At 37.1% G+C, this 24505-nt stretch carries 24 protein-coding genes; 22 read left to right on the top strand and 2 right to left on the bottom strand.

Going from position 1 to position 24505, the window contains the following annotated elements:
* Positions 1-5 precede the first annotated feature (5 nt).
* Positions 6-1025 carry a SepM family pheromone-processing serine protease gene (locus ACN6MT_RS25415; protein ID WP_419888572.1) on the top strand — a complete coding sequence of 340 codons (1020 nt, stop codon included), beginning with the start codon at positions 6-8 and terminating at the stop codon, positions 1023-1025.
* A 31-nt stretch (positions 1026-1056) separates the two neighbouring features.
* On the opposite strand, the gene ACN6MT_RS25410 is transcribed toward ACN6MT_RS25415, so the two are convergent.
* Complete coding sequence (locus ACN6MT_RS25410; protein ID WP_419888571.1) at positions 1057-2271, bottom strand: nucleotidyltransferase; 1215 nt, start codon at positions 2269-2271, stop codon at positions 1057-1059.
* Between the two features lie 262 nt (positions 2272-2533).
* Here ACN6MT_RS25410 and ACN6MT_RS25405 point away from each other — a divergent pair, with 262 nt between their 5' ends.
* The 4 genes from ACN6MT_RS25405 to ACN6MT_RS25390 all read left to right on the top strand — a co-directional run bounded on the left by ACN6MT_RS25405 (position 2534) and on the right by ACN6MT_RS25390 (position 4899).
* Positions 2534-3061 (top strand): YceD family protein, encoded by a 528-nt coding sequence (locus tag ACN6MT_RS25405; protein WP_063251583.1) that lies wholly within the window; start codon positions 2534-2536, stop codon positions 3059-3061.
* Between the two features lie 82 nt (positions 3062-3143).
* Positions 3144-3317, top strand: a complete 174-nt coding sequence (rpmF, locus tag ACN6MT_RS25400) for a 50S ribosomal protein L32 (protein ID WP_063251584.1) — start codon at positions 3144-3146, stop codon at positions 3315-3317.
* Positions 3318-3426: 109 nt separating this feature from the next.
* Positions 3427-4194, top strand: a complete 768-nt coding sequence (locus ACN6MT_RS25395; protein WP_063251585.1) for an enoyl-CoA hydratase/isomerase family protein — start codon at positions 3427-3429, stop codon at positions 4192-4194.
* An 81-nt stretch (positions 4195-4275) separates the two neighbouring features.
* Positions 4276-4899: an RsfA family transcriptional regulator gene (locus ACN6MT_RS25390; protein ID WP_419888570.1), complete on the top strand. Its 624-nt coding sequence runs from the start codon at positions 4276-4278 to the stop codon at positions 4897-4899.
* A gap of 32 nt (positions 4900-4931) precedes the next feature.
* On the opposite strand, the gene ACN6MT_RS25385 is transcribed toward ACN6MT_RS25390, so the two are convergent.
* Positions 4932-5408, bottom strand: coding sequence for an N-acetyltransferase (locus ACN6MT_RS25385; RefSeq protein ID WP_063251587.1), 477 nt, complete (start codon positions 5406-5408; stop codon positions 4932-4934).
* Between the two features lie 310 nt (positions 5409-5718).
* On the opposite strand from ACN6MT_RS25385, the gene ACN6MT_RS25380 reads away from it, so the two are divergent.
* The 17 genes from ACN6MT_RS25380 (at position 5719) to ACN6MT_RS25300 (ending at position 24477) form a co-directional block, all read left to right on the top strand.
* Complete coding sequence (locus ACN6MT_RS25380; RefSeq protein WP_419888569.1) at positions 5719-6624, top strand: 2-dehydropantoate 2-reductase; 906 nt, start codon at positions 5719-5721, stop codon at positions 6622-6624.
* Positions 6621-7013, top strand: a complete 393-nt coding sequence (locus tag ACN6MT_RS25375) for a DUF3397 domain-containing protein (RefSeq protein WP_419888568.1) — start codon at positions 6621-6623, stop codon at positions 7011-7013. Before ACN6MT_RS25380 ends, ACN6MT_RS25375 begins: the two co-directional genes overlap by 4 nt.
* A 79-nt stretch (positions 7014-7092) precedes the next feature.
* Entirely contained in the window at positions 7093-8727 is a 1635-nt protein-coding gene (gene bshC / locus ACN6MT_RS25370) for a bacillithiol biosynthesis cysteine-adding enzyme BshC (protein WP_419888567.1), read from the top strand.
* Between the two features lie 184 nt (positions 8728-8911).
* The gene (gene mraZ / locus ACN6MT_RS25365; protein ID WP_419888566.1) at positions 8912-9343 is read left to right on the top strand and encodes a division/cell wall cluster transcriptional repressor MraZ; all 432 of its coding nucleotides are present in this window, start codon (positions 8912-8914) and stop codon (positions 9341-9343) included.
* Positions 9344-9403: 60 nt separating this feature from the next.
* Positions 9404-10336, top strand: coding sequence for a 16S rRNA (cytosine(1402)-N(4))-methyltransferase RsmH (gene rsmH / locus ACN6MT_RS25360; protein WP_034673121.1), 933 nt, complete (start codon positions 9404-9406; stop codon positions 10334-10336).
* Positions 10337-10371: 35 nt separating this feature from the next.
* Entirely contained in the window at positions 10372-10731 is a 360-nt protein-coding gene (gene ftsL / locus ACN6MT_RS25355) for a cell division protein FtsL (protein ID WP_034673117.1), read from the top strand.
* On the top strand, positions 10728-12959 hold the full coding sequence (locus ACN6MT_RS25350; RefSeq protein ID WP_419888565.1) for a penicillin-binding protein: 2232 nt from the start codon (positions 10728-10730) through the stop codon (positions 12957-12959). Before ftsL ends, ACN6MT_RS25350 begins: the two co-directional genes overlap by 4 nt.
* A gap of 88 nt (positions 12960-13047) precedes the next feature.
* On the top strand, positions 13048-14967 hold the full coding sequence (locus ACN6MT_RS25345) for a stage V sporulation protein D (protein WP_419888564.1): 1920 nt from the start codon (positions 13048-13050) through the stop codon (positions 14965-14967).
* 195 nt (positions 14968-15162) lie between these two features.
* Complete coding sequence (locus ACN6MT_RS25340; protein WP_419888563.1) at positions 15163-16623, top strand: UDP-N-acetylmuramoyl-L-alanyl-D-glutamate--2,6-diaminopimelate ligase; 1461 nt, start codon at positions 15163-15165, stop codon at positions 16621-16623.
* 2 nt (positions 16624-16625) lie between these two features.
* Positions 16626-17081, top strand: coding sequence for a hypothetical protein (locus ACN6MT_RS25335; RefSeq protein WP_419888562.1), 456 nt, complete (start codon positions 16626-16628; stop codon positions 17079-17081).
* 1 nt (position 17082) lies between these two features.
* Positions 17083-18057 carry a phospho-N-acetylmuramoyl-pentapeptide-transferase gene (mraY, locus tag ACN6MT_RS25330; RefSeq protein ID WP_419888561.1) on the top strand — a complete coding sequence of 325 codons (975 nt, stop codon included), beginning with the start codon at positions 17083-17085 and terminating at the stop codon, positions 18055-18057.
* Complete coding sequence (murD, locus tag ACN6MT_RS25325; protein ID WP_419888560.1) at positions 18058-19410, top strand: UDP-N-acetylmuramoyl-L-alanine--D-glutamate ligase; 1353 nt, start codon at positions 18058-18060, stop codon at positions 19408-19410.
* A gap of 55 nt (positions 19411-19465) precedes the next feature.
* Complete coding sequence (gene spoVE, locus ACN6MT_RS25320) at positions 19466-20566, top strand: stage V sporulation protein E (RefSeq protein WP_034673103.1); 1101 nt, start codon at positions 19466-19468, stop codon at positions 20564-20566.
* Between the two features lie 153 nt (positions 20567-20719).
* Complete coding sequence (gene murG, locus ACN6MT_RS25315) at positions 20720-21823, top strand: undecaprenyldiphospho-muramoylpentapeptide beta-N-acetylglucosaminyltransferase (RefSeq protein WP_034673101.1); 1104 nt, start codon at positions 20720-20722, stop codon at positions 21821-21823.
* 63 nt (positions 21824-21886) lie between these two features.
* Complete coding sequence (murB, locus tag ACN6MT_RS25310; RefSeq protein ID WP_419888559.1) at positions 21887-22795, top strand: UDP-N-acetylmuramate dehydrogenase; 909 nt, start codon at positions 21887-21889, stop codon at positions 22793-22795.
* A gap of 193 nt (positions 22796-22988) precedes the next feature.
* Complete coding sequence (locus ACN6MT_RS25305) at positions 22989-23789, top strand: cell division protein FtsQ/DivIB (protein ID WP_419888558.1); 801 nt, start codon at positions 22989-22991, stop codon at positions 23787-23789.
* Entirely contained in the window at positions 23770-24477 is a 708-nt protein-coding gene (locus ACN6MT_RS25300; protein ID WP_419956531.1) for a DUF881 domain-containing protein, read from the top strand. The genes ACN6MT_RS25305 and ACN6MT_RS25300 overlap by 20 nt, the downstream gene beginning before the upstream one ends.
* Positions 24478-24505 lie beyond the last annotated feature (28 nt).

Below are 24505 nucleotides of genomic sequence, written 5' to 3'. Positions count from 1 at the left end.
AGCTTTTGAGAAGCAAAATTTTTGTAGGGTCTTCCATTGTAATTGCACTAATGATGATTGCAGGGATATTTTTTTCATTACCGTATTATGTTTCGAAACCGGGTATTGCGAAAGAATTAGCACCTATTATTCAAGTAAAAGATGGTACGGAGTCGAAAGGAACCTTTATGTTGACTACAGTGAGAATGGGAAGAGCAAATATTTATTCCTATGTTGAAGCTAAACTCTTTGATTATGTTGAACTTTATCCTGTGGAAGCTATATTACACGAAGCAGAAACACAAGAAGAATATAACGCCAGACAGCTCCATATGATGGCAGGATCAAAATTGAATGCTATTGAAGTGGCCTATAAGGAAGCGGAATATCCTGTTGATTACGAATACAAAGGGGTTTACGTTGTTCAGGTTGTCCCTGATATGCCTGCAGAGGGAAAATTACGCGCTGGGGATCGAATCTCTAAGGTAGATGGGAAAGAATTTCCCTCTTCTGAGAAGTTTATCGATTATGTGGGCAAGAAAAAGGCAGGCGATCAAGTAGAATTAACCATTAATAGGGAAGATAAAACAAAAACGGTCAAGGTAACGGTCGAACCCTTCATAGATGATCCAAAGAAAGTCGGTATCGGGATTTCGTTAGTTGATGATAAGGAAATTATTGTTGATCCTAAAGTTACTGTTAAGACTGATGAAATCGGTGGACCATCTGCCGGGTTGATGTTCTCACTAGAAATCTATGATCAGTTAATGGAAGAGGACTTTACGAAAGGGTACAAAATTGCTGGAACAGGGACAATCGACCCAAAAGGTAGTGTTGGGCCAATTGGAGGGATTGATCAAAAAATCGTTGCAGCTGACAAGGCGGGAGCAGAAATCTTCTTTGCACCTAATGAAAAAGGTGGCGAGGATTCCAATTACAAACTAGCGGTGAAGACTGCCCGTGAGATTGATTCTAAAATGAAAATTGTTCCGGTGGATGTAATTGATGACGCGATAAATTACTTAGAGGAATTACCTATGAAATAAAGGAGATGGTGCCTTCTAGGCGCCATCTTCTTTATTTTATATAAATGGGTGGTTGTTTATATTCTCGATGTAATAAGCGTTCCCTAGTTTGTATTCCCACACCGAAGGAATAAACCCGTGAAGCTCTGATATCTAATACGATATCTTTTTCCTTATAGGCAGATAGTTTAGAAACGAGTGGAAGAGCAAATTGAGATTTATACTTATTTAAGTATTCTTTTCCGTTATTTGTCATACCTAACAGTCGTAAATAGGTAGCAATCTCTTTGGTGCTTTTCATATCAGTCTTTTTTGCATTGGTTAAGATGTGAACACAAATTCTTTGCAATCTTGTCCATGTATAGCGTTTCGTTTTTATTTTTTGCATAAATTCTTTGAAATGAGTAGACTCTAGTGCAGCAGCTATTAAACGATGTTCAATTCCTTCTTCCACCTCATAAACTTCACTTAGTTCCTCCGGACTCATTTGCAGCAAACGAAAGCGTAAATAACTCCAGTAATTTTCCCATTGGTGGAAATGCCCATATTCAGCTAGGTATTCTTTCAAAAGCATGTTAGTTGCAACAGGCACATATTGTTCAATCGAGCTCTTTCCTTCTTGATGGGTAAACAAAGCTTTACGTATGCTTGTGGCACTAGCGATGGTCTCTGTGGCAAAGTGTTCATCATGGTAATCCGCATTTTTCCTTTTTACAGTGAGAGGAATGATCGGACTATTTTGCTGAATGATAGATTTAACATAATGAAAACCAAGGATGTTATTCGGTTTATCCAGACTCAATATATTATCAGGGCTTGACAATGTTTGAAAAGACAACGATAATGCTTTAGGGTAACTAACACCTGATTTTATATTCTTTTTAATATTTTGCTCAAAACGCTCTTTATTTTTATCCAAATAGTCAACCGTTTGCATGAAGGAAGATATATCCCCGCTTTCGCTGCCAAACATAAGCGAATGGCATCCAATGGCGTCTAAAATAGAGACTGCACCATTTGCGAATGTCTCAGCCTTTTGCGTTGCAAATCGATAAGGTAGTTCTAGGACAATATCAACACCATTTAGAAGAGCCATTTGAGTCCGATACCATTTAGAAACAAGAGCAGGTTCACCACGTTGAAGGAAATTACCGCTCATAACGGCGATAACTAAGTCAGCTTGGGCTGTTTCCTTTGCTGCTTGCAGATGATAGGCATGGCCATTATGAAAAGGATTATATTCGACAATTACACCAACAGCTTTCATTTAAAGTTCTCCTTTATCTGTTCGTAAAACATCGTAATTTTTTATAGTAATCGTATTATAGCAAAAATTACCATGATAAGATAATGGTTTACGATAATGTGCAGTTGGGACTGTAAACTGAATTAACTGGGTAAACTAATTTGAAGAGGTTGTTTTTAGAAGAATGTTAAAATGAAAAATCACATTTTAGGTGTAAAGAAAAAACATTGACAAAAATTTAATCGAAGGCTATAATTACCTTTGTTGCCTTGGGGTGATTCAATTGAAATGGACATTAAGCCAATTACAAAAATACCGAAACAAGGATTTTCTGATTGATGATATTATTCGAGTTGATGAGATAAAAGAAACGGATCCGACGATTCGTGAAGTATCTCCGATGCATATTACTGGTCGGGGTGATATTGATTCAACGAAAGTGACATTTCATCTGAAAATTGAGGGTCATTTAATCCTGCCTTGTTCTCGTACTTTAGTGGATGTTAAACTTCCGATTAATGTCGAAACAACTGAAACTTTCCTCTTGCAAGGATCAGAATATGAAACTGAAGAGGAAGTTTATCAAGTAAAAGGGGAAGTAATTGATTTAATGCCTGTCATTAGAGAAATTCTTTTACTAGAGGTTCCAATGCAAGTGTTCTGTGAAGATGTCAACCATAAAGACGCTGCACCACAATCCGGTAAGGACTGGGAAGTTATAAGTGATGGAGATCAATCCAAAAAGATTGATCCAAGACTAGCAGGTCTTGCAAAGTTTTTTGACAAAAACAATTCTTCTTCCGAATCATAATCATTAAAACAAGAAGCAAAGTGAAGAACCAGCATTCCTGGCCTTCATTACTTTCTTAATACTCTTTAAGGAGGTGGGAAGAATGGCTGTACCTTTTAGAAGAACTTCTAAAACTGTAAAAAGAAAACGTCGTACACATTTTAAATTAAACGTACCTGGTATGGTAAGCTGCCCAAACTGTGGTGAAATGAAACTTTCACACCGCGTATGTAAAGCTTGCGGAACATACAAAGGAAAAGACGTTGTTAACGACTAATTTCCATTACGATAAAAAGCACAAGGAGCAATATGCCCTTGTGCTTTTGTCGTTTTAAAAAATATTTTACATACTTAAAATATTTGGATATAAAAAGGGGGAAACCAATATGTCATTTTCCATTGAAAAACGTGATATGGGTTATTTATTATTTACGATTACCAGAGTCGAAAAAAGAAATGCCATTAATTATGAGGTTATGAATGGATTAACAGAGGCTATCTCTTTGGCTGCAAATGATTCAAATATTAAGGCGCTCGTCATCACAGGAGAAGGTGATCAGGCTTTTTGTTCCGGCGGGGACTTATCTGTTTTTCACCAGCTTAAGACAAAGGAAGAAGCGTATGACATGCTTTCTAAAATGTCTCAAATTCTTTATTCGCTAATGACTTTAGCAAAACCAACGATCGCTCTTTTAAATGGAACAGCTATCGGTGGCGGATGTGAGCTTGCTTCTGCTTGTGATTACCGTTTAGCGAGAGAAGGGATTAGAGCTGGTTTCGTACAAGGTAAACAAGCTATTACAACTGGTTGGGGCGGGGGAACAATTATAACAGAAAAATTATCAACTGCACACGGTATGAAGCTTTTAATGGAAGCGGAAATTCAAAATGCTGAGTATTTAAAAGAAGCGGGCTTTATCGATTATATTTATTCAAATACTCACATTACTGCGTGCGAGACGTTTATGGGAAAGCTTTTATCAGTTGATTTAAAGGTATTAGAAGCATATAAAATGATGTGGATAGTAAAGTGGGAAGAAAACAAGCTAAGAGAAAGAATAGAAAAAGAAGTAAGGAATTGCAGTGTCCTATGGGAAAGTGAACCGCATCATAAGTATGTCCAAAACTTTATTAGTAAAAAAATGCAAAAATAAGAATAAAGACAATCTGTTATCAGTCTATCTTTTCTAGTAGATGCATATGTATGAATAAAAACACTAGGAGGGATTTGACTTATGTCACCAACTCGCCAAGATGCATGGTCCCAAGATGAAGATTTATTGCTCGCTGAAGTTGTGTTGAGACATATTCGAGAAGGCGGGACACAGCTTCAAGCATTTGAGGAAGTGGGAAAACAGCTTTCTCGAACTTCTGCGGCATGCGGATTTCGTTGGAACTCATTTGTAAGGAAGCAATATAAATCAGGAATAGAATTGGCTAAAAAACAGAGAAAAGAATTAAAAAAGCAAAATATTCCTGCCGATAAAGAGATAACAAAAGAGTTTGTTGCCGAAGAAACGCAATCCTTGGGTTCACCTAGGAGTGAAGATATAACATTTCAATCGGTGGTTCACTTCCTTGAAAATCTCCAAAAGCAAGCGGCAGCTGCTTCAAGCATAGAGGAAGCAAGAGATAAGTCTATCCAAAAAATAAAAGAGCTTGAAAAGAAATCTTATTCGCTTGCAGCTGAAAATGAGAGATTAGCAAAAAACCTAAAAGCGATTGAAGAAGACTATCGCTCTTTAATTGAAATTATGGAAAGAGCGCGAAAAATGGTTGTCTTACAAGAAGAAGATAGACAGCAAAAAGTAAAATTTCAAATGGATAAAAACGGAAATCTTGAAAGAATCGAAAAATAGTAAAAAGCGGACATAATGTCCGCTTTTTTTCGTTATTCATTATGTTGAGCTTCTACACCTTCAGGATACCATACAAGTGGATTTTCGCCACGGTCACGTTCCATGTCATATTCAACATTTGTAAAATTCATATGTTCCCAAAAGCTTCTTGATTGTACTCTTGGGTTCGTTTTAATTGGAACACCGAAACTTTTAGCAAATTCTACGAGCTTCTTTCCATAACCCTTACCTTGATAATCCGGCAATACCTCAAGTTTCCACAGTTCTAAATAATTTTGTGGTGGAAAGAAATAACGGTCAAACTTGGCATCTATTTGATATAAACTCATTCGAGCTACTAGTTTGTCTCCAAAATAGATTCCATAAAAAGGAGAGTCAATATCATTATCGATCATATTTGCTTCTAAGTCCTCAATCATGGAGAGTTCTTGAATTCCATATTCTTTGAATTTTTTAAATTCCTCAAGTGTTTTAAAATTAATTTTTAATTTTTCAACTTTCATCACCATATATAAGCCCCCCTAATAAATGATTTTCATACTAACTGTATATATTCATTTAAAGCTGAATAATGTGAAATGAATTTATTAATAAATTATTCAAAATGAATTAATAACATTATATAACAAAGATACAAAAAATTCTTTATATATTCCCTGGAAAACGGTTTCTTTTTGATTGTACCGCCTGTGGAAAGGGAAGCGCCTGAAGAGGAAATCAATAGACATGTTAATAGAGCAATCTTTTTATGGACAAACGTATAAACTAGGTGCAGCATCTGATAAAATATAAACAAAAAGACAATTAATGGGTGGTATCATGAAGATTGGCATTATTGGTGCTGGTTCTATTGGATTATTAGTCGCATCATACTTAAGCAATGCTTTCTCTGTCACGCTTTATACTAAAACAAGCGAACAAGCAGAAATCATTAATCAGCATGGGATATATCTGCAAGAAGGTTCTGTACAAAGAAAAGTAAGTGTTCGTGCCCTTCCTATTTCCAAATGGGCAGGAATAGAAGAGATTACCATTATTGCCGTCAAACAATATCAAATTCACTCTATAATAAATCAGATAATAAGCCTGAAGATGATTCCTCAGACCCTATTATTTTTACAAAACGGAATGAGTCATCTTACATTACTTAAAAATATTCCTGCGACTAATATTTTTGTTGGATCCGTTGAGCATGGGGCCAGTAAAGTTAATACATATACGGTTTCTCACAATGGTAAGGGGGCCATTAATGTTGCTCTATATAAAGGTAATGTTGACGGAATAAAGGAGTTTGCTGAGGTTTGTACTTCTATTCGTTTCCCTATGACCCTGAAAGACGATTATTATACTATGCTGATAAATAAATTAATTACAAATGCCATCATCAATCCTTTAACTGCAATTCTTCAAGTCAATAATGGTGAATTAATCAAAAACACCTTCTATTTTGCTGCGGTCAAAAAACTGTTTCTAGAAATCTCTTTTATACTAAATCTAGAAGATCCTATTAAAAGATTTAGAGATGTGTTGAGAATATGTAAAAAAACAGGTGATAATAGGTCATCTATGCTAAAAGACTTAGAGGCTGGGAGAAGGACAGAAATTGATGCGATACTTGGCTTTTTGATAGAGGAAGCTCAACTTCAACAAAAAACAGCAACGAACATTGAAAGCTATTATTATTTAATCAAAGGGAAAGAAAAGGATTGGAGGAGCAGCAATTGAGTTCATTTATCTCATCGATTATTACCATTTTCTTAACTGTACCTCTTCTAGGTTTTATAATGATTTATGTATTAAATAAGTTATTAACTAATAACACTCGAAAGTCTTTTCATAAAGCGTTGGACTACTCAACGCTACTCTTTATCGTGGCTGTTCACTTTTTGTTACTAACCATTTGGGGCAAATCATTTTTTGGGCTGATTTTGCTAATCTTACTTGTCATTGCCATGATATTCGTAGTCATACATTGGAAGATAAAAGGTGAAATTATATTGTCAAAGGTTTTTAAAGGGTTTTGGCGATTTAATTTTCTTATCTTCTTTTTAGCCTATGTATCCCTAACTATATTTGGCATACTGCAAAGTGCTTTAACTTTTACATTTTCTTAAGCAAAGATTTTTTTTATTAGTGCAGATGATGCTATACTCATATGGAATGAATATGGTTGATCAGAAAGGAAGTACTTAAATGGAGATTTTAAATCTCTCATTGTCAGCAACGAATCGATTTGCTTCAAATTATTTAGAACAATCCTCTGATGTTCTGCCTTTTTTTCATTATCGGTTTAATGACTTTGCCGAAGATCAGAAGAGGTTAGACGAATTAAGCAATCGACACTTTCCACGGGAAAAAGTAGCTGGTCACATAGAGAAATTTATGGAACGTTTTCCATCATCAGAAGAAGTGAAGAATTCACTCGCAAAACTAAAACAACCGAATAGTGTAGTAGTTATTGGCGGTCAACAAGCAGGTATCCTTACAGGACCTCTTTATTCGATACATAAGATAATCTCCATTATTAAATTAGCAGAGCAAAAAGAGAAGCAGCTTGGTGTACCAGTCATTCCTGTATTCTGGATAGCTGGAGAAGACCATGATTTTCATGAAGTAAATCATGTGTTTATGCCCGTAGAGCAAAGAGTAGATAAATGGTCCTACCCAGAAATAGTTAAGCAAAAGAAAATGGTATCAGATGTCACACTTAACAAAGATGTTTGCCGAGAGTGGGTCATTAATGTAATAGAAAACTTTGGTGAAACCAATCATACAAAGCAGCTAATCAATTTCGCAGAAGAAACCTTACGTGATTCTTCAACGTTTGTTGAATTTTTTGCTAACATTGTAATGGAGCTCTTTAAGGATTATGGATTATTAATTGTAGACTCAGGTGATCGCCAGTTCCGTCTCTTGCAAACAGAGAAATTCGCTCAACAAATTGAGCAGCATAAGGAAATTACCAATTATCTGCTTGAACAACAAAGTATTATAGGTAAAAAGGGTTATCCAATCACAATTGATTCCAATGAAAATGCAGCCAATTTGTTTTATTACAATCCAAAATCAAATGAAAGAATTTTGCTTGAATTTGATTCAGAAAGAAATGTTTTTGTGGGGAAAAGTGGAGCTGTATCCTTTACAAAAGAAGAACTAATGGAGATTGCCTATCAAGACCCGGCAAAACTAAGTAATAATGTGGTGACACGGCCCCTAATGCAAGAATGGCTTTTCCCAACACTGGCATTTATTGCTGGTCCGGGAGAAATCTCTTATTGGGCTGAATTGAAGCTTGTTTTTGAACATTTTAAAATAAGTATGCCTCCGATTGTACCAAGGTTAAATATAACCTTGGTGGAGAGAGCGGTTGAAAGTGATATTCATGAGCTAAACCTAGAACTATCCCAGGTATTGAGCAGGGGAACTGTAGAAGAGAGAAACCAATATCTAGAATCAATCAAGGATAAAGAGGTTTCTGAACTATTTTCTACACTGAAATTGCAGTTATTACAGCAGTATGACCTTATTGAAAAGAAAACCAACCAGCTTGATAAAAGTTTGCTGCCGCTAGTAAAGAAGAATGAAACCTATTTATTAAAGCAGATTGGATTTATGGAAACGAAGCTGGAGGAATCAGTACAATCAAAGTACAATGTCATTCTTAGTAAGTTTAATCGTATTGATTTATCACTGCGGCCTGATGGATTTCCGCAAGAGCGGGTTTGGAACATTTTCTATTATTTAAATCAGTATGGAACAAGCTTTATTGAAGAAATAATGAAACTTGAGTTTGTATTTGACGGACAGCATAAGGTTATAAAACTTTAAGGGAGACTTCACCGATGGTGAAGTTTCTTTTTTTTAGATCTTCACCGAGAGTGAAGATCCATTTTTTTGAAAAAATTTAGTGCAAAAAAAGGATTTAGGCAACTGCGAAAAGAATAAATTAAAAATAGGTGGAGGAAAGTGGGGGAATGTGGTACATTTTAAATAGAAAGTGGGGGTACCGGGTATGTTTATGGGTGAATACCATCATAGCATTGATAATAAGGGCCGGATGATTGTGCCTTCCAAATTCCGCGAAGAGCTTGGAGAAATTTTTATCATCACACGCGGTTTGGATCAATGTCTGTTTGGTTACCCATTATCGGAGTGGGCAGTTATCGAAGACAAACTTAAAGGTCTGCCCCTGACAAAAAAAGACGCCCGTGCATTCACCCGATTCTTCTTTTCAGGTGCAACAGAGAGCGAACTAGATAAACAAGGAAGAATTAATATTCCAGCACCATTACTTCAGTATGCAAAACTAGAAAAAGAATGTGTAGTTTTAGGAGTGTCCAATCGGATTGAAATTTGGAGCAAACAGATTTGGGAAGACTATTTCGCAGAATCTGAAGAATCTTTTGCCGAAATTGCAGAAAATATGATTGGTTTTGATATATAATGGACAAGTTATTCTATTATAACTCCGTTTTATATCGTTCGATTGGAAAAGGTGATAATGATGTTTGAACATACAACTGTGTTACTAAATGAAGCTGTTAACGGATTGAATATTAAACCTGACGGGATTTATGTTGATTGTACATTAGGTGGGGCGGGACATAGTTCCCTGATACTTTCAAAACTTACTGACAATGGGAAATTGTTTGCCTTTGATCAAGACGAAGTAGCTATTGCCAATGCAAAAGAGAAATTGTCCGTTTACGGTGAGCAGCTAACAATAATCAAGAGCAATTTCTTATACCTTAAGGAAGAGCTGGAACGGCTTGGGATCGATAAGGTGGACGGGGTCCTTTATGACCTTGGTGTTTCCTCTCCTCAATTAGATACTCCAGAAAGAGGATTCAGTTATCATCATGACGCACCGCTGGACATGAGGATGGACAATGATGCGGATATTTCGGCCTATGATGTTATTAACCATTGGTCTTACGAGGATTTAGTTAGGATCTTTTTTCGCTATGGTGAAGAGAAATTCTCTAAGCAGATTGCTCGAAAAATAGAGGCTAGAAGAGATATTAAGCCAATTGAGACCACCTTTGAGTTGGTTGAACTTATTAAGGAAGGTATTCCTGCACCAGCCAGAAGAAAGGGCGGACATCCGGCTAAACGAATATTTCAAGCGGTAAGAATTGCTGTAAATGATGAATTAGCGGTTTTTGAGAAGTCTTTACAAAAAGCAATTGATATTCTTAACCCAGAAGGAAGAATTAGTGTTATTACCTTCCATTCTTTAGAAGACCGGATTTGTAAGGCGTCGTTCAAAAAGGCAAGTGAAACACCAGACTTACCGCATGGCTTACCTGTGATCCCTGAAGAATTTAAGCCGATTTTAAAGCTCATTACCAGAAAACCTATTCTTCCTTCAGAAGAAGAATTAGAACATAATAATCGTGCTCGATCTGCGAAATTGCGGATTGCAGAAAAACTATAAATAGAAATAAAAAATATCTATGTGGAGGGGAAAGAATGAGTAATCTTGCCAGGAAATTTCAGCAACAACAGCAAGTAGAACGGACAGTACAGGAACAAAGTATTGTAAAAACAAAAAAGCACTGGCTTACACCTGGGGAGAAAATTATCGGAGTAGTATTTACAGGGCTGGTTTGTTTTGGTGCCGTCCATCTCATCTCGAATCAAGCGGAAATTTACCAGGTGAACAAGGAAATTCAGGAGGTTCAAACCTCCATTAATGAGATTCAAAAGGTAAATAATGATTTGCAGGTACAAGTTAGTGAGCTTAGCACGTATGAACGGATATGGGAAAAAGCAAAAGAAATGGGACTTGTTTTAAACGAAAATAACGTCAAGGTTGTGCACGAGAAATGAACAAGAAACAGCCATATATGAATGTCGGGGCAGCCGGATTGTTTGCATTATTCGGCCTGCTCTTTTTTATATTGCTTTTTAGATATTTCTCGATTCAGATTACCGGTGAGGTCGGCTCACAGCCTCTAGCAGCAAAAGCCCAGCAAAAATACAGCAGAACAGGAAGTTTAGAATCGGTTAGAGGAGTTATATATGACCAAAAAGGGGAAGTTATTGCGGAGGATACAACCTCTTATACATTAATTGCAATTTTAGATAAAAAAATGACAACTAACCCAAAAAATCCAAACCATGTGACGGATCCTCAAAAAACAGCAAATGAATTGGCTAAAATTTTAAATATGAAAGAATCTGAGATTTATAGCATTTTAACCAAAGACCAATTTCAGGTTGAATTTGGAAAAGCGGGCAGGGACATATCACATCAAACGAAAAAAGAAATAGAGGCACTTAAGCTGCCAGGAATTACGTTTAAACGCGACTCGAAAAGATTCTACCCAAATGGAATCTTTGCCTCACACCTCGTTGGTTATGCAGACAGAATTGACGAGCCGGACGGTACCTATAATTATGTGGGGAAAATGGGGATTGAAAAAACGTTAGATAAAGAGTTAACAGGCAAAGATGGAAAAATTAATTATGAAAGTGATTTATGGGGATACTTGCTTCCAAATGGAGAACAGAAGGTTACTCCAGCTCAAAATGGAAATGATGTGTACTTAACGATTGACAAGAAAATTCAAACCTTTTTAGAAGACGCTATGAACAAAGTGGTTGATGAATATAAACCAGCAAAAATCATTGCGATAGTGGCTGACCCTAAAACAGGTAACATCTTAGCCATGGGGCAGAGACCTTCCTTTCATCCTAAAACGAAGGAAGGGATTGATAAAAGCTGGCACAACGAAGCAATCGAAAATTCTTTTGAGCCTGGTTCGACGATGAAGATATTTACACTTGCTGCGGCAATTGAAGAAAAAAAATTTAATCCTAATGATCTCTTCCAGTCTGGTTCTTATAAAGTAACACCAAAAGATAAGCCGATACATGATCATAAGAGATCTGGCTGGGGCACGATTTCATATCTAGAAGGAGTACAGCGCTCCTCGAATGTTGCCTTTGCCAAAATAGCAAACGAACTTTTAGGATTCGATAAGTTCCGGGAATATTTGACTAAATTTGGGTTTGATAGTCCAACTGGGATTGACTTGCCTGCCGAAACCTCAGGGAAAATTCAATTTAATTGGCCAGTCGAAAAAGCAACCACTGCCTATGGACAGGGGACTGCGATTACTCCTATTCAGCAAATACAAGCAATGACGGCGATTGCTAACAATGGGAAAATGATGAAGCCGCAAGTAATTGATAAAATTGTCAGTCACGACACTGGTGAAGTAATTAGAGATGTAACACCTGAGGTTGTTTCGACACCTATCTCAGCTGAAACCGCGAAAGAAGTCCGTGATATTCTTGAGACCGTTGTGACAAATAAGGAAAAGGGTACGGGGACTCGATATCAGATTGATGGCTATAGTGTTGCTGGGAAAACAGGAACAGCAAGTATCCCTGATCCAAAAGGCGGCTATTTAACTGGACAGAAAGATTATATCTTTTCATTCTTAGGTATGGCACCAAAAGATGACCCGAAGTTAATTGTATACGTTGCTGTCCAACAACCCGAGATAGATCATTATTCCATGGGTTCGATACCAGTTTCATTGGTTTTCAATCCTGTGATGAAAAATAGTTTACAGTATTTAAATATTCAGCCTTCACAACAAGAAAAGGCTTCAACTACAAAACTTGCTGCTTTAGTTGGTCAAGGTGTTTCAAAAACAGTTAAACAACTTGAGGAATCGGGTCTAGATGTAGTGGTACTAGGAAAAGGTGAAAAAGTCACAGGTCAGCTTCCTGCACCTGGGACTAACGTACTTGAAGGTGAAAAAATAATAATCCAAAGTGGTGGGAAACTGACAGCACCGGATATGACAGGATGGTCACTTAGAGATGTAATGAAGGTTGCAAAAGTATCTGGAATGAAGCTAAATTCTACAGGCAGTGGTTATGTTGTTAAGCAAAATATTAAAGAAGGTGCTGCTTTAAAAAAGGGAGATTTTCTCATCGTTGATTTCAAAACAACGGAAGAAAAGCTAGAATTGGAAGCAAAAGAAGCCGAGGAAAACACCGAAGCACCTGAAGAAGAATTAGAGAATCTCCCAAGGGAGTAATAGTAATAGACAATTGTAGTATTCGTTCTATTCGATATAGTACAAGCATATAAATGAACGAGTAGGATAAAGGAGGCTCGTTCATTTTATGCGTGTTTCAAATGTAACTGTCCGTAAAAGGTTAATGATTGCAATGTTCGTAGGAATTCTTATCTTTTTAATCATTGATGTCCGGCTTGGTTATGTGCAGTTTGTTCTAGGTGATAAGTTGACTGGTCAAGCAAAGGGTTCATGGAGCAGAAATATTCCATTTGAACCAAAGCGAGGCGAGATTATAGACCGTAATGGAGTACCATTAGCAACAAATATTAGTGCTCCGACTGTATATGTAATACCGAGACAGGTTAAGGACCCAGCAGCTACTTCTGAAAAACTGGCGGCAGTATTAAATATACCAAAAGAAAATGCATACCGGCAGATTACCCAGGGCGAATCCATAGTGAGGATAAAAGAAGGTAGAAAAATCTCACATGAAAAAGCAAAAGAAATCAGGTCTTTGGGTCTTGAAGGGATATATATAGGAGAAGACTCAAAAAGGCATTATCCATTTGGAAGCTATCTTTCTCATGTTCTGGGATTTTCTGGAGTGGACAACCAAGGATTAATGGGACTAGAGCTCTATTACGATAAAGAGCTGAGCGGTGAAAGAGGCTCTGTTAAGTTTTATGCAAATGCTAAAGGTGAAAGAATGAATGACATGGCTGACGATTATGAAAAGCCAGTGGATGGTCTTGATTTAAAGCTTACAATCGATACAAAAATTCAAACCATTATTGAGAGAGAGCTTGATATTGCAGAGGCAACTTATAACCCAGATGGAATCATCGCAATTGCAATGGATCCGAATAATGGGAAAATCTTAGGAATGTCCAGTCGTCCAACCTTTGATCCAGCTAATTTTCGGAACGTTCCACAAGAGGTGTACAATCGAAACCTTCCTGTATGGTCAAGCTATGAGCCTGGGTCGACCTTTAAGATTATCACCCTGGCAGCAGCATTACAGGAAGGTAAAGTTAATCTAGAAAAAGAACATTTCCATGATTCAGGTTCCGTAGAAGTTGCAGGTGCAAGACTGAAATGCTGGAAAAGAGGCGGCCATGGAAGTCAATCCTTCCTTGAGGTCGTGCAGAATTCTTGTAACCCTGGTTTTGTAGAATTAGGGCAAAGATTAGGTAAGGATACTTTGTTTAAATATATAAAGGACTTTGGTTTTGGACAAAAAACTGGGATAGATTTAGCGGGTGAAGGCTCAGGGATATTGTTTAACTTAAATCGAGTGGGTCCTGTTGAATTAGCGACCACTGCATTTGGTCAAGGGGTATCGGTAACTCCTATTCAACAGGTTGCAGCAGTTGCAGCAGCGGTAAACGGAGGAACTCTCTATAAGCCGTATATTGCCCAAGAGTTAATAGATCCAGTGACGAAGGAAGTAGTTATGAGAAATACTCCGATTGCAAAGAGAAAAGTAATATCTGAGGAAACCTCAAAAGAAATCCGTCATGCTCTTGAGACTGTAGTTGCTCAAGGTTCAGGATTTAGGGCATTTGTTGATTCCTATCGAATTGGCGGTAAGACGGGAACCGCTCAAAAAGCTCAAAACGGAAGATATTTAGAAAATAACTTTATCGTTTCATTTATGGGGTTTGCCCCGGCAGATGACCCACAAATCATAGTGTATGTTGCGGTGGATAATCCAAAAGGCGGACTTATTTTCGGTGGAACTGTTGCCGCTCCAATAGTCGGGAGTATTATGAAAGATGGGCTAATGGCGTTGGGAGTAGAACCTAGAAAAGATCAAATTGAAAAAGAAATCAAATGGCCTGATAAGCCTTTAATTACCCTGCCTGATTTAACGGGTTTAACCAAATTAGAAATCACAGAACAATTGTTGAATCTTAAAATTGATGCAAGCGGTGAAGGTAATGTTGTGGTAAGACAGTCCCCTGAAGCTGGTTCAAAGGTTAAAGAAGGATCAACTATTAGACTTTATTTTGATAAAGAAGAATAGAGGAATAGTTAATTCAATTTGTGTCAGGCGGCCGGAATGATTTCCGCCGCCTGTTCTTTTGAAAAAAATGAAGTAGAATCTCAAGTATAATGGCATTCTACTGTGTTTTGCTGTAAAATAAGGTGAATCTTTTATAAGGTAAATATTTTGTGTGAAAATTGGTAACTTTCTAAAGGCAAGAGAGGATTTGAGTATATGAAACTACATGACTTACTTCAACATTTGCACCTTCTCGTTCCATATCAAGGAACAAATCCAGAAATCACTTCGATCGAGAATGACAATCGGAAGGTGCAAATGGGAAGCTTATTTATTTGTATTAAAGGATATACGGTTGACGGTCATGATTTTGCGGAATCAGCTGTAAAAAGCGGTGCAGTGGCGGTATTAGCTGAGCGGGAACTTCCACTATCAGTACCGGTAATAATCGTTAATGATACAACAAGAGCAATGGCAGTACTGGCCGATGCCTTCTATCAACATCCAACCAAAAAACTGCATTTAATCGGAATAACTGGGACAAATGGAAAGACAACCACAAGTCATTTAATTGAAAAAATTTTTTCTGATGTTAATCGATGCACTGGTTTAATTGGAACCATGTATACAAAAATTGGTGACCAGAAGTTTGAAACTAAAAATACAACTCCTGAAAGTCTTGTCCTGCAAAAGGGTTTCAAGCAAATGCTTGAAAAGGGCGTCGATACAGCGATTATGGAGGTTTCATCGCATGCCTTACATTTGGGAAGAGTCCATGGCTGTGACTACGATATAGCCGTATTTACAAACCTCACCCAAGATCATTTGGATTACCATAAAACAATGGAAGACTATAGGCAGGCTAAGAGTTTATTATTTTCTCAGCTGGGCAACACATTCGATGCTAATAAACCGAAATTTGCTATTTTAAATGCAGATGATGCCGCTTCTGATTTGTACCGAAAATCGACAGCAGCTCATTGTTATACGTATGGAATTGATAATAATGCTGATTTTCATGCAAGAAATATTCAGATGACTTCTGCGGGGACTTCCTTTGAAATAGTAATAAAAGATAAGAATTATTCCATTAACATTCAATTAATTGGCAAATTTAGTATTTATAATGTCCTGGCTAGTATTGCTACTGCGTATGTTTCAGGAATTCCGATGGAAAAAATTATCGAGTCAATCGAGAGTGTTAAGGGAGTAGACGGTAGATTTGAGTTAGTAAATGCAGGTCAAAACTATACTGTCATTGTGGATTATGCTCATACACCCGATAGTTTAGAAAATGTATTGAAAACGATACAAAGTTTTGCAGAAAAAAAGATTTTTGTCATAGTGGGATGCGGTGGAGACAGAGATAAAACGAAGAGACCATTAATGGCAGAGATTGCTTGTCGTTATGCTACAAATCCTATATTTACCTCAGATAACCCAAGGAGCGAGGATCCTATATCGATTTTAAAAGATATGGAAGAAGGCGTCCTTGGGAAACGTTACATCACCATTCCAGATAGAAAAGAGGCCATTATAACGGCAATCAACCAAGCCTCTGCGGGTGATGTAATCTTGATTGCTGGTAAAGGTCACGAAACATATCAGATTATTGGCAGTAATGTTTATGATTTTGATGACCGATTGGTTGCTCGGGAGGCTATCGAAAGGAGATAGAAATGTATTTAGCGTTTAATGATTTAGTAAAGTTATTCTCTAATATAAGGGGTATCAAAGAAGCGGGTCATTTTTATATCACGGTAACAGACGATGCAAAGGCAGTGCAGACGAGAGGGTTATTCATACCGTTAACTGAGGATTCGGGCGAACTATTAGATGCTATTGCCAACGGTGCGATTGCAGCGATTTGGGATAACAAAAAACAGCTGCCTAAATACACTCCCAATCACTTTCCAATCTTTTTTACTGATCAGCCAATTGAAGCTATTAGAGAACTATTACAATTTTATATTGAAAAAATGGACGGAGAAAAGGCAGAGAAAATGGATATAACTAATTTCGTATTTTTGAATAAAAAACGTCTCAAAGAAAATAAAGAAACATATGATATAGCTGTAATGTTGGATAAGATAACGAATATAAATCCAAAAGATGATTTTGAGAGGAGGGGATAAAATGCTGGAGCAAGTTATATTTTTCACAATTTTAATGGGTTTTCTGATTACAGTGCTGCTTTCTCCTATTTTTATTCCCTTCTTAAGAAGGTTGAAATTTGGACAAAGCATCCGGGAAGAAGGACCCAAATCCCATCAAGTAAAAACAGGTACACCAACGATGGGTGGAATTATGATATTATTCTCTATTATTATTACTACTCTCGTAATGACCGGGAAATTTTCCGAACCAACTGTTAAAACGTACTTACTTATTCTGGTGACTTTTGGTTTTGGATTACTCGGATTTTTAGATGATTTTATCAAAGTGGCACTAAAGCGAAATCTAGGATTAACCTCGAGACAAAAGCTGTTAGGGCAAATTATCATTTCCGTTATATTTTATCTTGTTTACAAACAAAATGGGTTTCCTACGGAAATTTCCGTTCCTGGAAGTAATTACTCCATTGAACTTGGCTGGTTTTATGTATTATTCATCGTCTTTTGGCTTGTAGGGTTCTCGAATGGAGTCAATCTAACAGATGGATTGGACGGATTAGTTTCAGGTACAGCTGCCATTGCATTTGGTGCCTATGCTGTCTTAGCCTGGAACCAATCGCAAATGGAAGTGGCGATTTTCTCGGTTGCTGTAGCAGGAGCAGTCTTAGGATTCCTTGTTTTTAATGCCCATCCTGCAAAGGTGTTTATGGGTGACACCGGTTCGCTGGCACTTGGAGGTGCAATCGCGACCATTGCTATTCTAACTAAGTTAGAGTTATTGTTAGTCATAATCGGCGGAGTATTTGTCATTGAAACATTATCAGTTATTTTACAAGTTATCTCTTTTAAAACAACGGGTAAAAGAATATTCAGGATGAGCCCGCTTCATCATCATTACGAGCTCATAGGCTGGTCAGAATGGAAGGTTGTTGTCACTTTTTGGAGTGTTGGATTAATATTAGCGATACTAGGTATCTATATTGAGGTGTGGTTATAATTGAAGCAGATAAATACGTATCTCCATAAAAAAATACTTGTTCTTGGATTAGCAAAAAGCGGGGTAACCGCTGCAGCGCTCTTACATAAGCTTGGTGCGTTTGTAACCGTAAATGATAAAAAGCCTTTATCAGAAAATCCTGAAGCTCAAGGGTTATTAGAACAAGGTATTAAAGTTATTTGTGGTGAACACCCAGTAGAACTTCTGGATGAGGGATTCGAACTAATCGTAAAAAATCCGGGTATTCCTTACCAAAACCCCATCATTGAAGGAGCGCTGGAGAAAGGAATTCCTGTATTAACAGAGGTTGAACTTGCTTACCAAATATCAGAAGCACCTTTCATCGGGATAACAGGAACAAATGGAAAAACAACCACGACAACGCTTATTTTTGAAATGTTGAATGAAGGTAAGAAGAGACCGCTAATTGCCGGAAATATTGGTACGGTAGCATCTGGTGTTGCAGAAGAAGCAACTGCAGAAAATAATATCGTGATTGAATTATCATCCTTTCAATTAATGGGTATCGAAACCTTTAAACCTAAGATAGCGATCATTACAAATCTTTATGATGCACATTTGGATTATCATGGAACAAGAGCTGAATATATTAAAGCAAAAGCAAATATTACAAAAAACCAAACTGCAAAAGACTACTTTATTTTTAATGCAGACCAGCAGGAAGTGCGGGAAATCGCTGAACATTCCCAAGCCGCCGGCATTCCTTTTTCAACGAAGCAAACTCTAAAAGAGGGAGCTTATATAAGTGAGGGATGGATTTATTTTAAGGATGAGAAAGTTATGTTGGTTGATGATATTGCCCTGCCGGGGGTCCATAATTTAGAAAATATCTTATCCGCAATGGCAGCGGCTAAGTTAACAGGTGTTAGTAATGAAGCCATTCAGGAAGTACTTAGAACGTTTACTGGTGTTAAGCATCGTCTTCAGTACGTTACAGAAATTGCTGAGAGAAAGTTTTATAACGACTCAAAAGCAACCAATATACTTGCTACTATTCCTGCTTTACAGGCATTTAAAAATCCAATCATCTTGTTGGCAGGCGGACTTGATCGTGGAAATGAATTTGATGAACTAATCCCATATTTAAAAAATGTAAAAGCATTAATTACTTTTGGTCAAACATCATCTAAAATTGAGAGGGTTGGGATAGAAGCAGGAATAAAACAAATTAACACTGTCGATAATGTTGAAAAGGCCGTGCCTGTTGCTTTTCAGTATTCAGAGCCAGGCGACGTTATTTTGTTATCTCCTGCATGTGCGAGCTGGGATCAATATAAAAGTTTTGAAGTCAGGGGAGACATTTTTATCGAAGCGGTGCATAAGCTTAAGTAAGGGTTGTCCAAAGTAAGGTTGGAAACCCTAAAACTTGCTACTCGAGGTGTTAGGTGTGCCGACAAAAAGAACAACTCCTGATTTTATATTAATTATTGTTACATTTACACTATTAGCTGTAGGACTTATTATGGTTTATAGTGCGAGTGCAGTTTGGGCGGAGTATAAATTCGAAGACTCCTTCTTCTTCGCGAAAAGACAAACACTTTTTGCCGGTGTGGGGATTGCTGCCATGTTTTTTATTATGAATATTAATTATTGGACTTGGAGAGAGTGGTCAAAGGTCATTTTAATAACCTGCTTTGTATTACTTATACTAGTACTCATCCCAGGTGTTGGAAATGTCAGAAATGGCTCGCGAAGCTGGATTGGTGTAGGAGCCTTTTCCATTCAGCCATCTGAGTTTATGAAACTTGCTATGATTGCCTTTTTAGCAAAGTTTCTCTCAGAGAGGCAGAAACTGATAACCTCTTTTCGCCAAGGGCTGGTTCCTTCATTAGGTCTTGCTTTTGTAGCATTTGCGCTTATTATGCTTCAGCCTGATTTAGGTACAGGAACAGTAATGATTGGAACATGTGTGGTCATGATCTTCATTGCAGGGGCTCGGGTAGGTCATTTTGCTTTATTAGGTTTAGTAGGTGTAGCAGGATTTGTTGGTTTGGTTGCTTCAGCGCCATATAGGATGAAAAGGATAACATCATTCCTAGACCCTTGGCAGGACCCCTTAGGCAGTGGATTTCAAATTATTCAATCGCTATATGCAATTGGACCTGGTGGATTATTTGGTCTAGGTCTCGGTGAAAGCAGACAGAAGTTCTTTTACTTACCTGAACCGCAAACAGATTTTATATTTGCGATTTTGTCTGAAGAATTAGGCTTTATTGGAGGCTCTTTTATCATTCTCTTATTCGCATTGTTGTTGTGGAGGGGAATACGTATTGCCCTTGGTGCACCGGATTTATATGGCAGCTTTTTGGCGGTTGGTATTATATCAATGGTCGCGATTCAAGTAATGATTAACATCGGTGTTGTCACCGGTTTAATGCCGGTTACTGGAATCACTCTGCCGTTTTTAAGTTATGGCGGTTCTTCCTTAACATTGATGTTGATGGCAATAGGAGTACTTTTAAATATTAGCCGTTATTCACGATACTAACTTACCCTGTTTTTAGGCAGGGTTCTTTTTATTTATTTCTTCGTTAGTTTACAATTAGATAACATTCTTTTTGCAAACCTTAACTTCTGTTAATTTTATAGTAAGATAGGATAAGAAATTAACTTAAAGCATTTTTATATTTGGGGTGGACATATGAAAATAGTAGTAAGCGGCGGTGGGACTGGAGGACATATTTATCCAGCTCTTGCTCTCATTAGGGAAATACAAAAAGAAAACAAAAATGCTGAGTTTTTATACATAGGGACAAAGAACGGGTTAGAAAGTACAATTGTTCCTCGGGAAAAGATACCTTTTAAATCGATTCATATTACTGGATTCAAAAGAAAATTATCCTTAGATAATATCAAAACGGTTTTAAGATTTTTAAAAGGTGTTAGCGACAGTAAAAAAATGTTAAAAGAATTTAAACCTGATATTGTAATTGGAACTGGTGGTTATGTCTGTGGTCCTGTTGTGTATGCAGCTGCAAAATTAAATATCCCAACGATTGTCCATGAGCAGAATAGTGTACCAGGGCTGACAAACAAATTTTTAAGTAGATACGTAAACAAAGTTGCGATTTGCTTCGAAGAGGCAAAAGAATATTTTCCAAAGGAAAAAGTAGTGTTTACCGGGAATCCTCGAGCATCAGAAGTGAATGGAAAAGATGGAATTAGAGGAAGGTTATCTGCAGGATTGAGTACGACCATGCCTGCAGTACTAATTTTTGGAGGCAGCCGTGGTGCTAGACCTATAAATGATGCGGTTGTTAAGTCTTTATCTGAATTTGGAGAAAAGCCTTATCAAGTACTATATGTTACAGGTGATGTTCATTTTAAAGATGTGCAAAACGAAGTAGAACTCGTGGGCAATCCGAAAAATGTGGTCATTAAGCCCTTCATTCATAATATGCCGGAGGTATTATCTGGAATTGACTTAGTTGTTTCACGAGCTGGAGCAACAACTCTTGCTGAGATTACTTCATTAGGTATTCCTAGTATTCTTGTCCCAAGTCCATATGTGACAAATAACCATCAAGAAAAAAATGCTCGCTCACTGAGTGATCATGGTGCAGCAGAATTACTTCTTGAAAAAGACTTAAATAACAAAAGTCTTATTCAGCAAATCGATAAAATTTTGTTAGATACGGAGTACTTACAGACCATGAAAGCAAAGGCAAAAAAATTAGGGGTACCTGACTCTGCTGAAAGACTATATAAACTTATGAAACAGCTAGTACTAGAAAAACAAAAGTAGCCCAAACAGATTTTTAGCATAAACTAAAACTATACGTTTGTTTTGAAAGATAGGGTGATAGGAATGGACGGATTATTTACAGAAATTCAAGAATTAAATATTGGCAAAGTGAAGAGAAATGAACTGCTATCCCAGCACACGACTATGAAAATTGGAGGACCTGCTGACATTTTTATTGAGCCAGCTTCTTTGGGAGATATTCAAAAAGTAATGACTTTTCTTAAGGAACGGCAAATTCCTTGGAGAGCAATTGGCAGAGGATCGAATTTACTCGTTTCAGATAAAGGGATTGAGGGTGTAGTAATTAAATTAGGACCAGGTTTAGATCATCTAACCATAAATGACTCTACGATAACCGTAGGCGGTGGTCATTCGTTAGTAAGTTTATCTACCTTGATATCAAAAAAGGGATTATCAGGACTTGAATTTGCCAGCGGTATCCCTGGGTCTGTCGGCGGAGCAGTATATATGAATGCTGGAGCACATGGTTCAGATATTAGTAAGATATTAACCAAGGCACACATCTTGTTTGAAGACGGATCCATGGAATGGATATCTAACGATGAAATGGAGTTTACTTATAGGACATCAGTCCTTCAAAAGAAGCGTCCCGGTATCGTTTTAGAAGCAGAATTCCAACTCATCAAAGGTGATAGGACTTCGATTGTCTCACAAATGCAAAAAAACAAAGATTACCGTAAAGAAACGCAGCCATGGAATTTCCCATGTGCTGGAAGTATTTTCCGGAATCCACTGCCGAATTATGCAGGAAAACTTATTGAAGACGCAGGATTAAAAGGGTACCAAATCGGCGGTGCGAAAATATCGGAAATGCATGGGAATTTTATTGTTAATGCTGGTAATGCGACAGCTAAGGATGTTCTTGATTTAATTCAATATATAAAAGAAACAATACTAACCTCATATGGAATTAAAATGGAAACTGAGGTAGAAATTATTGGACGCGGGTAAAAAGAAATAGTCGTACCAATGTCAAAACTTGTGATATAATTACACATTATAAATATGGAAAAAAACTGAGAAAATGAATGACGGCATGATTTTTCGTGCCGTTGTTTCGCTTTTATAGGCTCAGAAATTCTTGTAGTATTAATGGGTTATCTTTTTAGACATGCTAAGCGTTATTCTTAATGGAGGGAAGTGTATGGATAAAGGTAAGATTGTCGCTCTTGAGGATCGAATTCCAAAACTTAAAGAGCAAAGACGGCGTAAAGCTAATAGAAGGCTTATTATTCTTCTATTTTTGTTCTTTACTATGATTGCCGTTGTCGCATATGTACAGTCACCATTAAGTCATGTAAAAAAGATTACTATAAAAGGAAATGAATTGCTGTCAACAGATGAGATTATTGAAATAACAAAGATATCTAAACATACAAACATTTGGAGTGTGAAAAAAGATACGATTTCATCAACTCTACGAAAAATGAATGTAATTAAAAAAGCAGAAGTGACCATCAAGTTGCCAAACACAGTAATAATTGAGATTGAAGAACGCAATAAAATTGCCTATGTAGAGTCTGATGACTCCTATTACCCTGTAATGGAAAACGGAAAAGTTCTTAAGGATAGGGAAGTTACTGAAATTCCTGTTAATGCACCAATCCTTTTTAAATTTAATGAGGGTGCCATTCTTAAAGAAATGGTTACCGCACTTGATGAACTTCCGGTTGAGGTTCTGAATGCTATCTCTGAAATTCACTATACTCCGAAAAAAACGGACCAGTATCATATTTCATTATTTATGAATGATGGTTTTGAAGTCAGTGCGACACTACGAAGCTTTTCGGAAAAAATGGTGCATTATCCTTCAATCATAAGCCAATTAGATCCGAATATTAAGGGTATTATTGATTTAGAGGTAGGTTCCTATTTTAAGGCCTTTGAATTGCAAGCGGACGAATCGGAGGAATCTCAAGTTGAAAATGATAAAGGTGAAGGGTAAGCATGTTGTTTTATCCCTAGTATGCCTTGTGCTAGGGTTTATGATTGCATTTTCCTATCATTTTACCCAAAAAGAATTAAATAAAAAAAATACTAATTTAACTAGTGAACAATGGGAAAAGACGATTGATCTTAGAAATCAGCTTATAGAATTAGAAGAACTAAATCGTAAGTTACAAAAGGAATTAAACCAAAAACAAGATAAGGTTCTAGCGAACGAAAAAGATTTATCAAAAGAAGCTGTAGTCTATTCAACTCTTGCTGAAGACGCAGAAAAATACCGGATGTTCCTAGGCAAGGTTAAGGTTAAGGGACAGGGGGTAAGCGTCCAGCTTTCAGATGGTGCTTACGACCCTGAAGAAGAAAATATTAATAACTATTTAGTACATGAACACCATGTATTTAAAGTAATTAATGAGCTTTATATCTCAGGTGCAGCAGCTATTGCGATTAATGGTCAGAGATTAACAAGCCATTCTTATATTATTTGTAACGGACCCGTCATTACGGTAGATGGCATTCAACATCCAGCGCCATTTGTGATTACTGCAATTGGTGACCCTGATGTATTAACTGCTGCCTTGAACCTTACAGGTGGGGTGAAAGATCAACTTGTTAACGATAATATTGTATTTACATTAGAAGAAAAGAGCGAAATTGTCCTAAATCCAATTTTAGGACAGTCATAAATCATTCGAATATGTCCACGTGAAGATC

The organism is Neobacillus niacini, from assembly GCF_048572935.1.
GTDB classification, from domain to species: Bacteria; Bacillota; Bacilli; order Bacillales; family Cytobacillaceae; genus Neobacillus; species Neobacillus niacini.
This window is presented reverse-complemented; position numbering and strand designations above follow the sequence as displayed.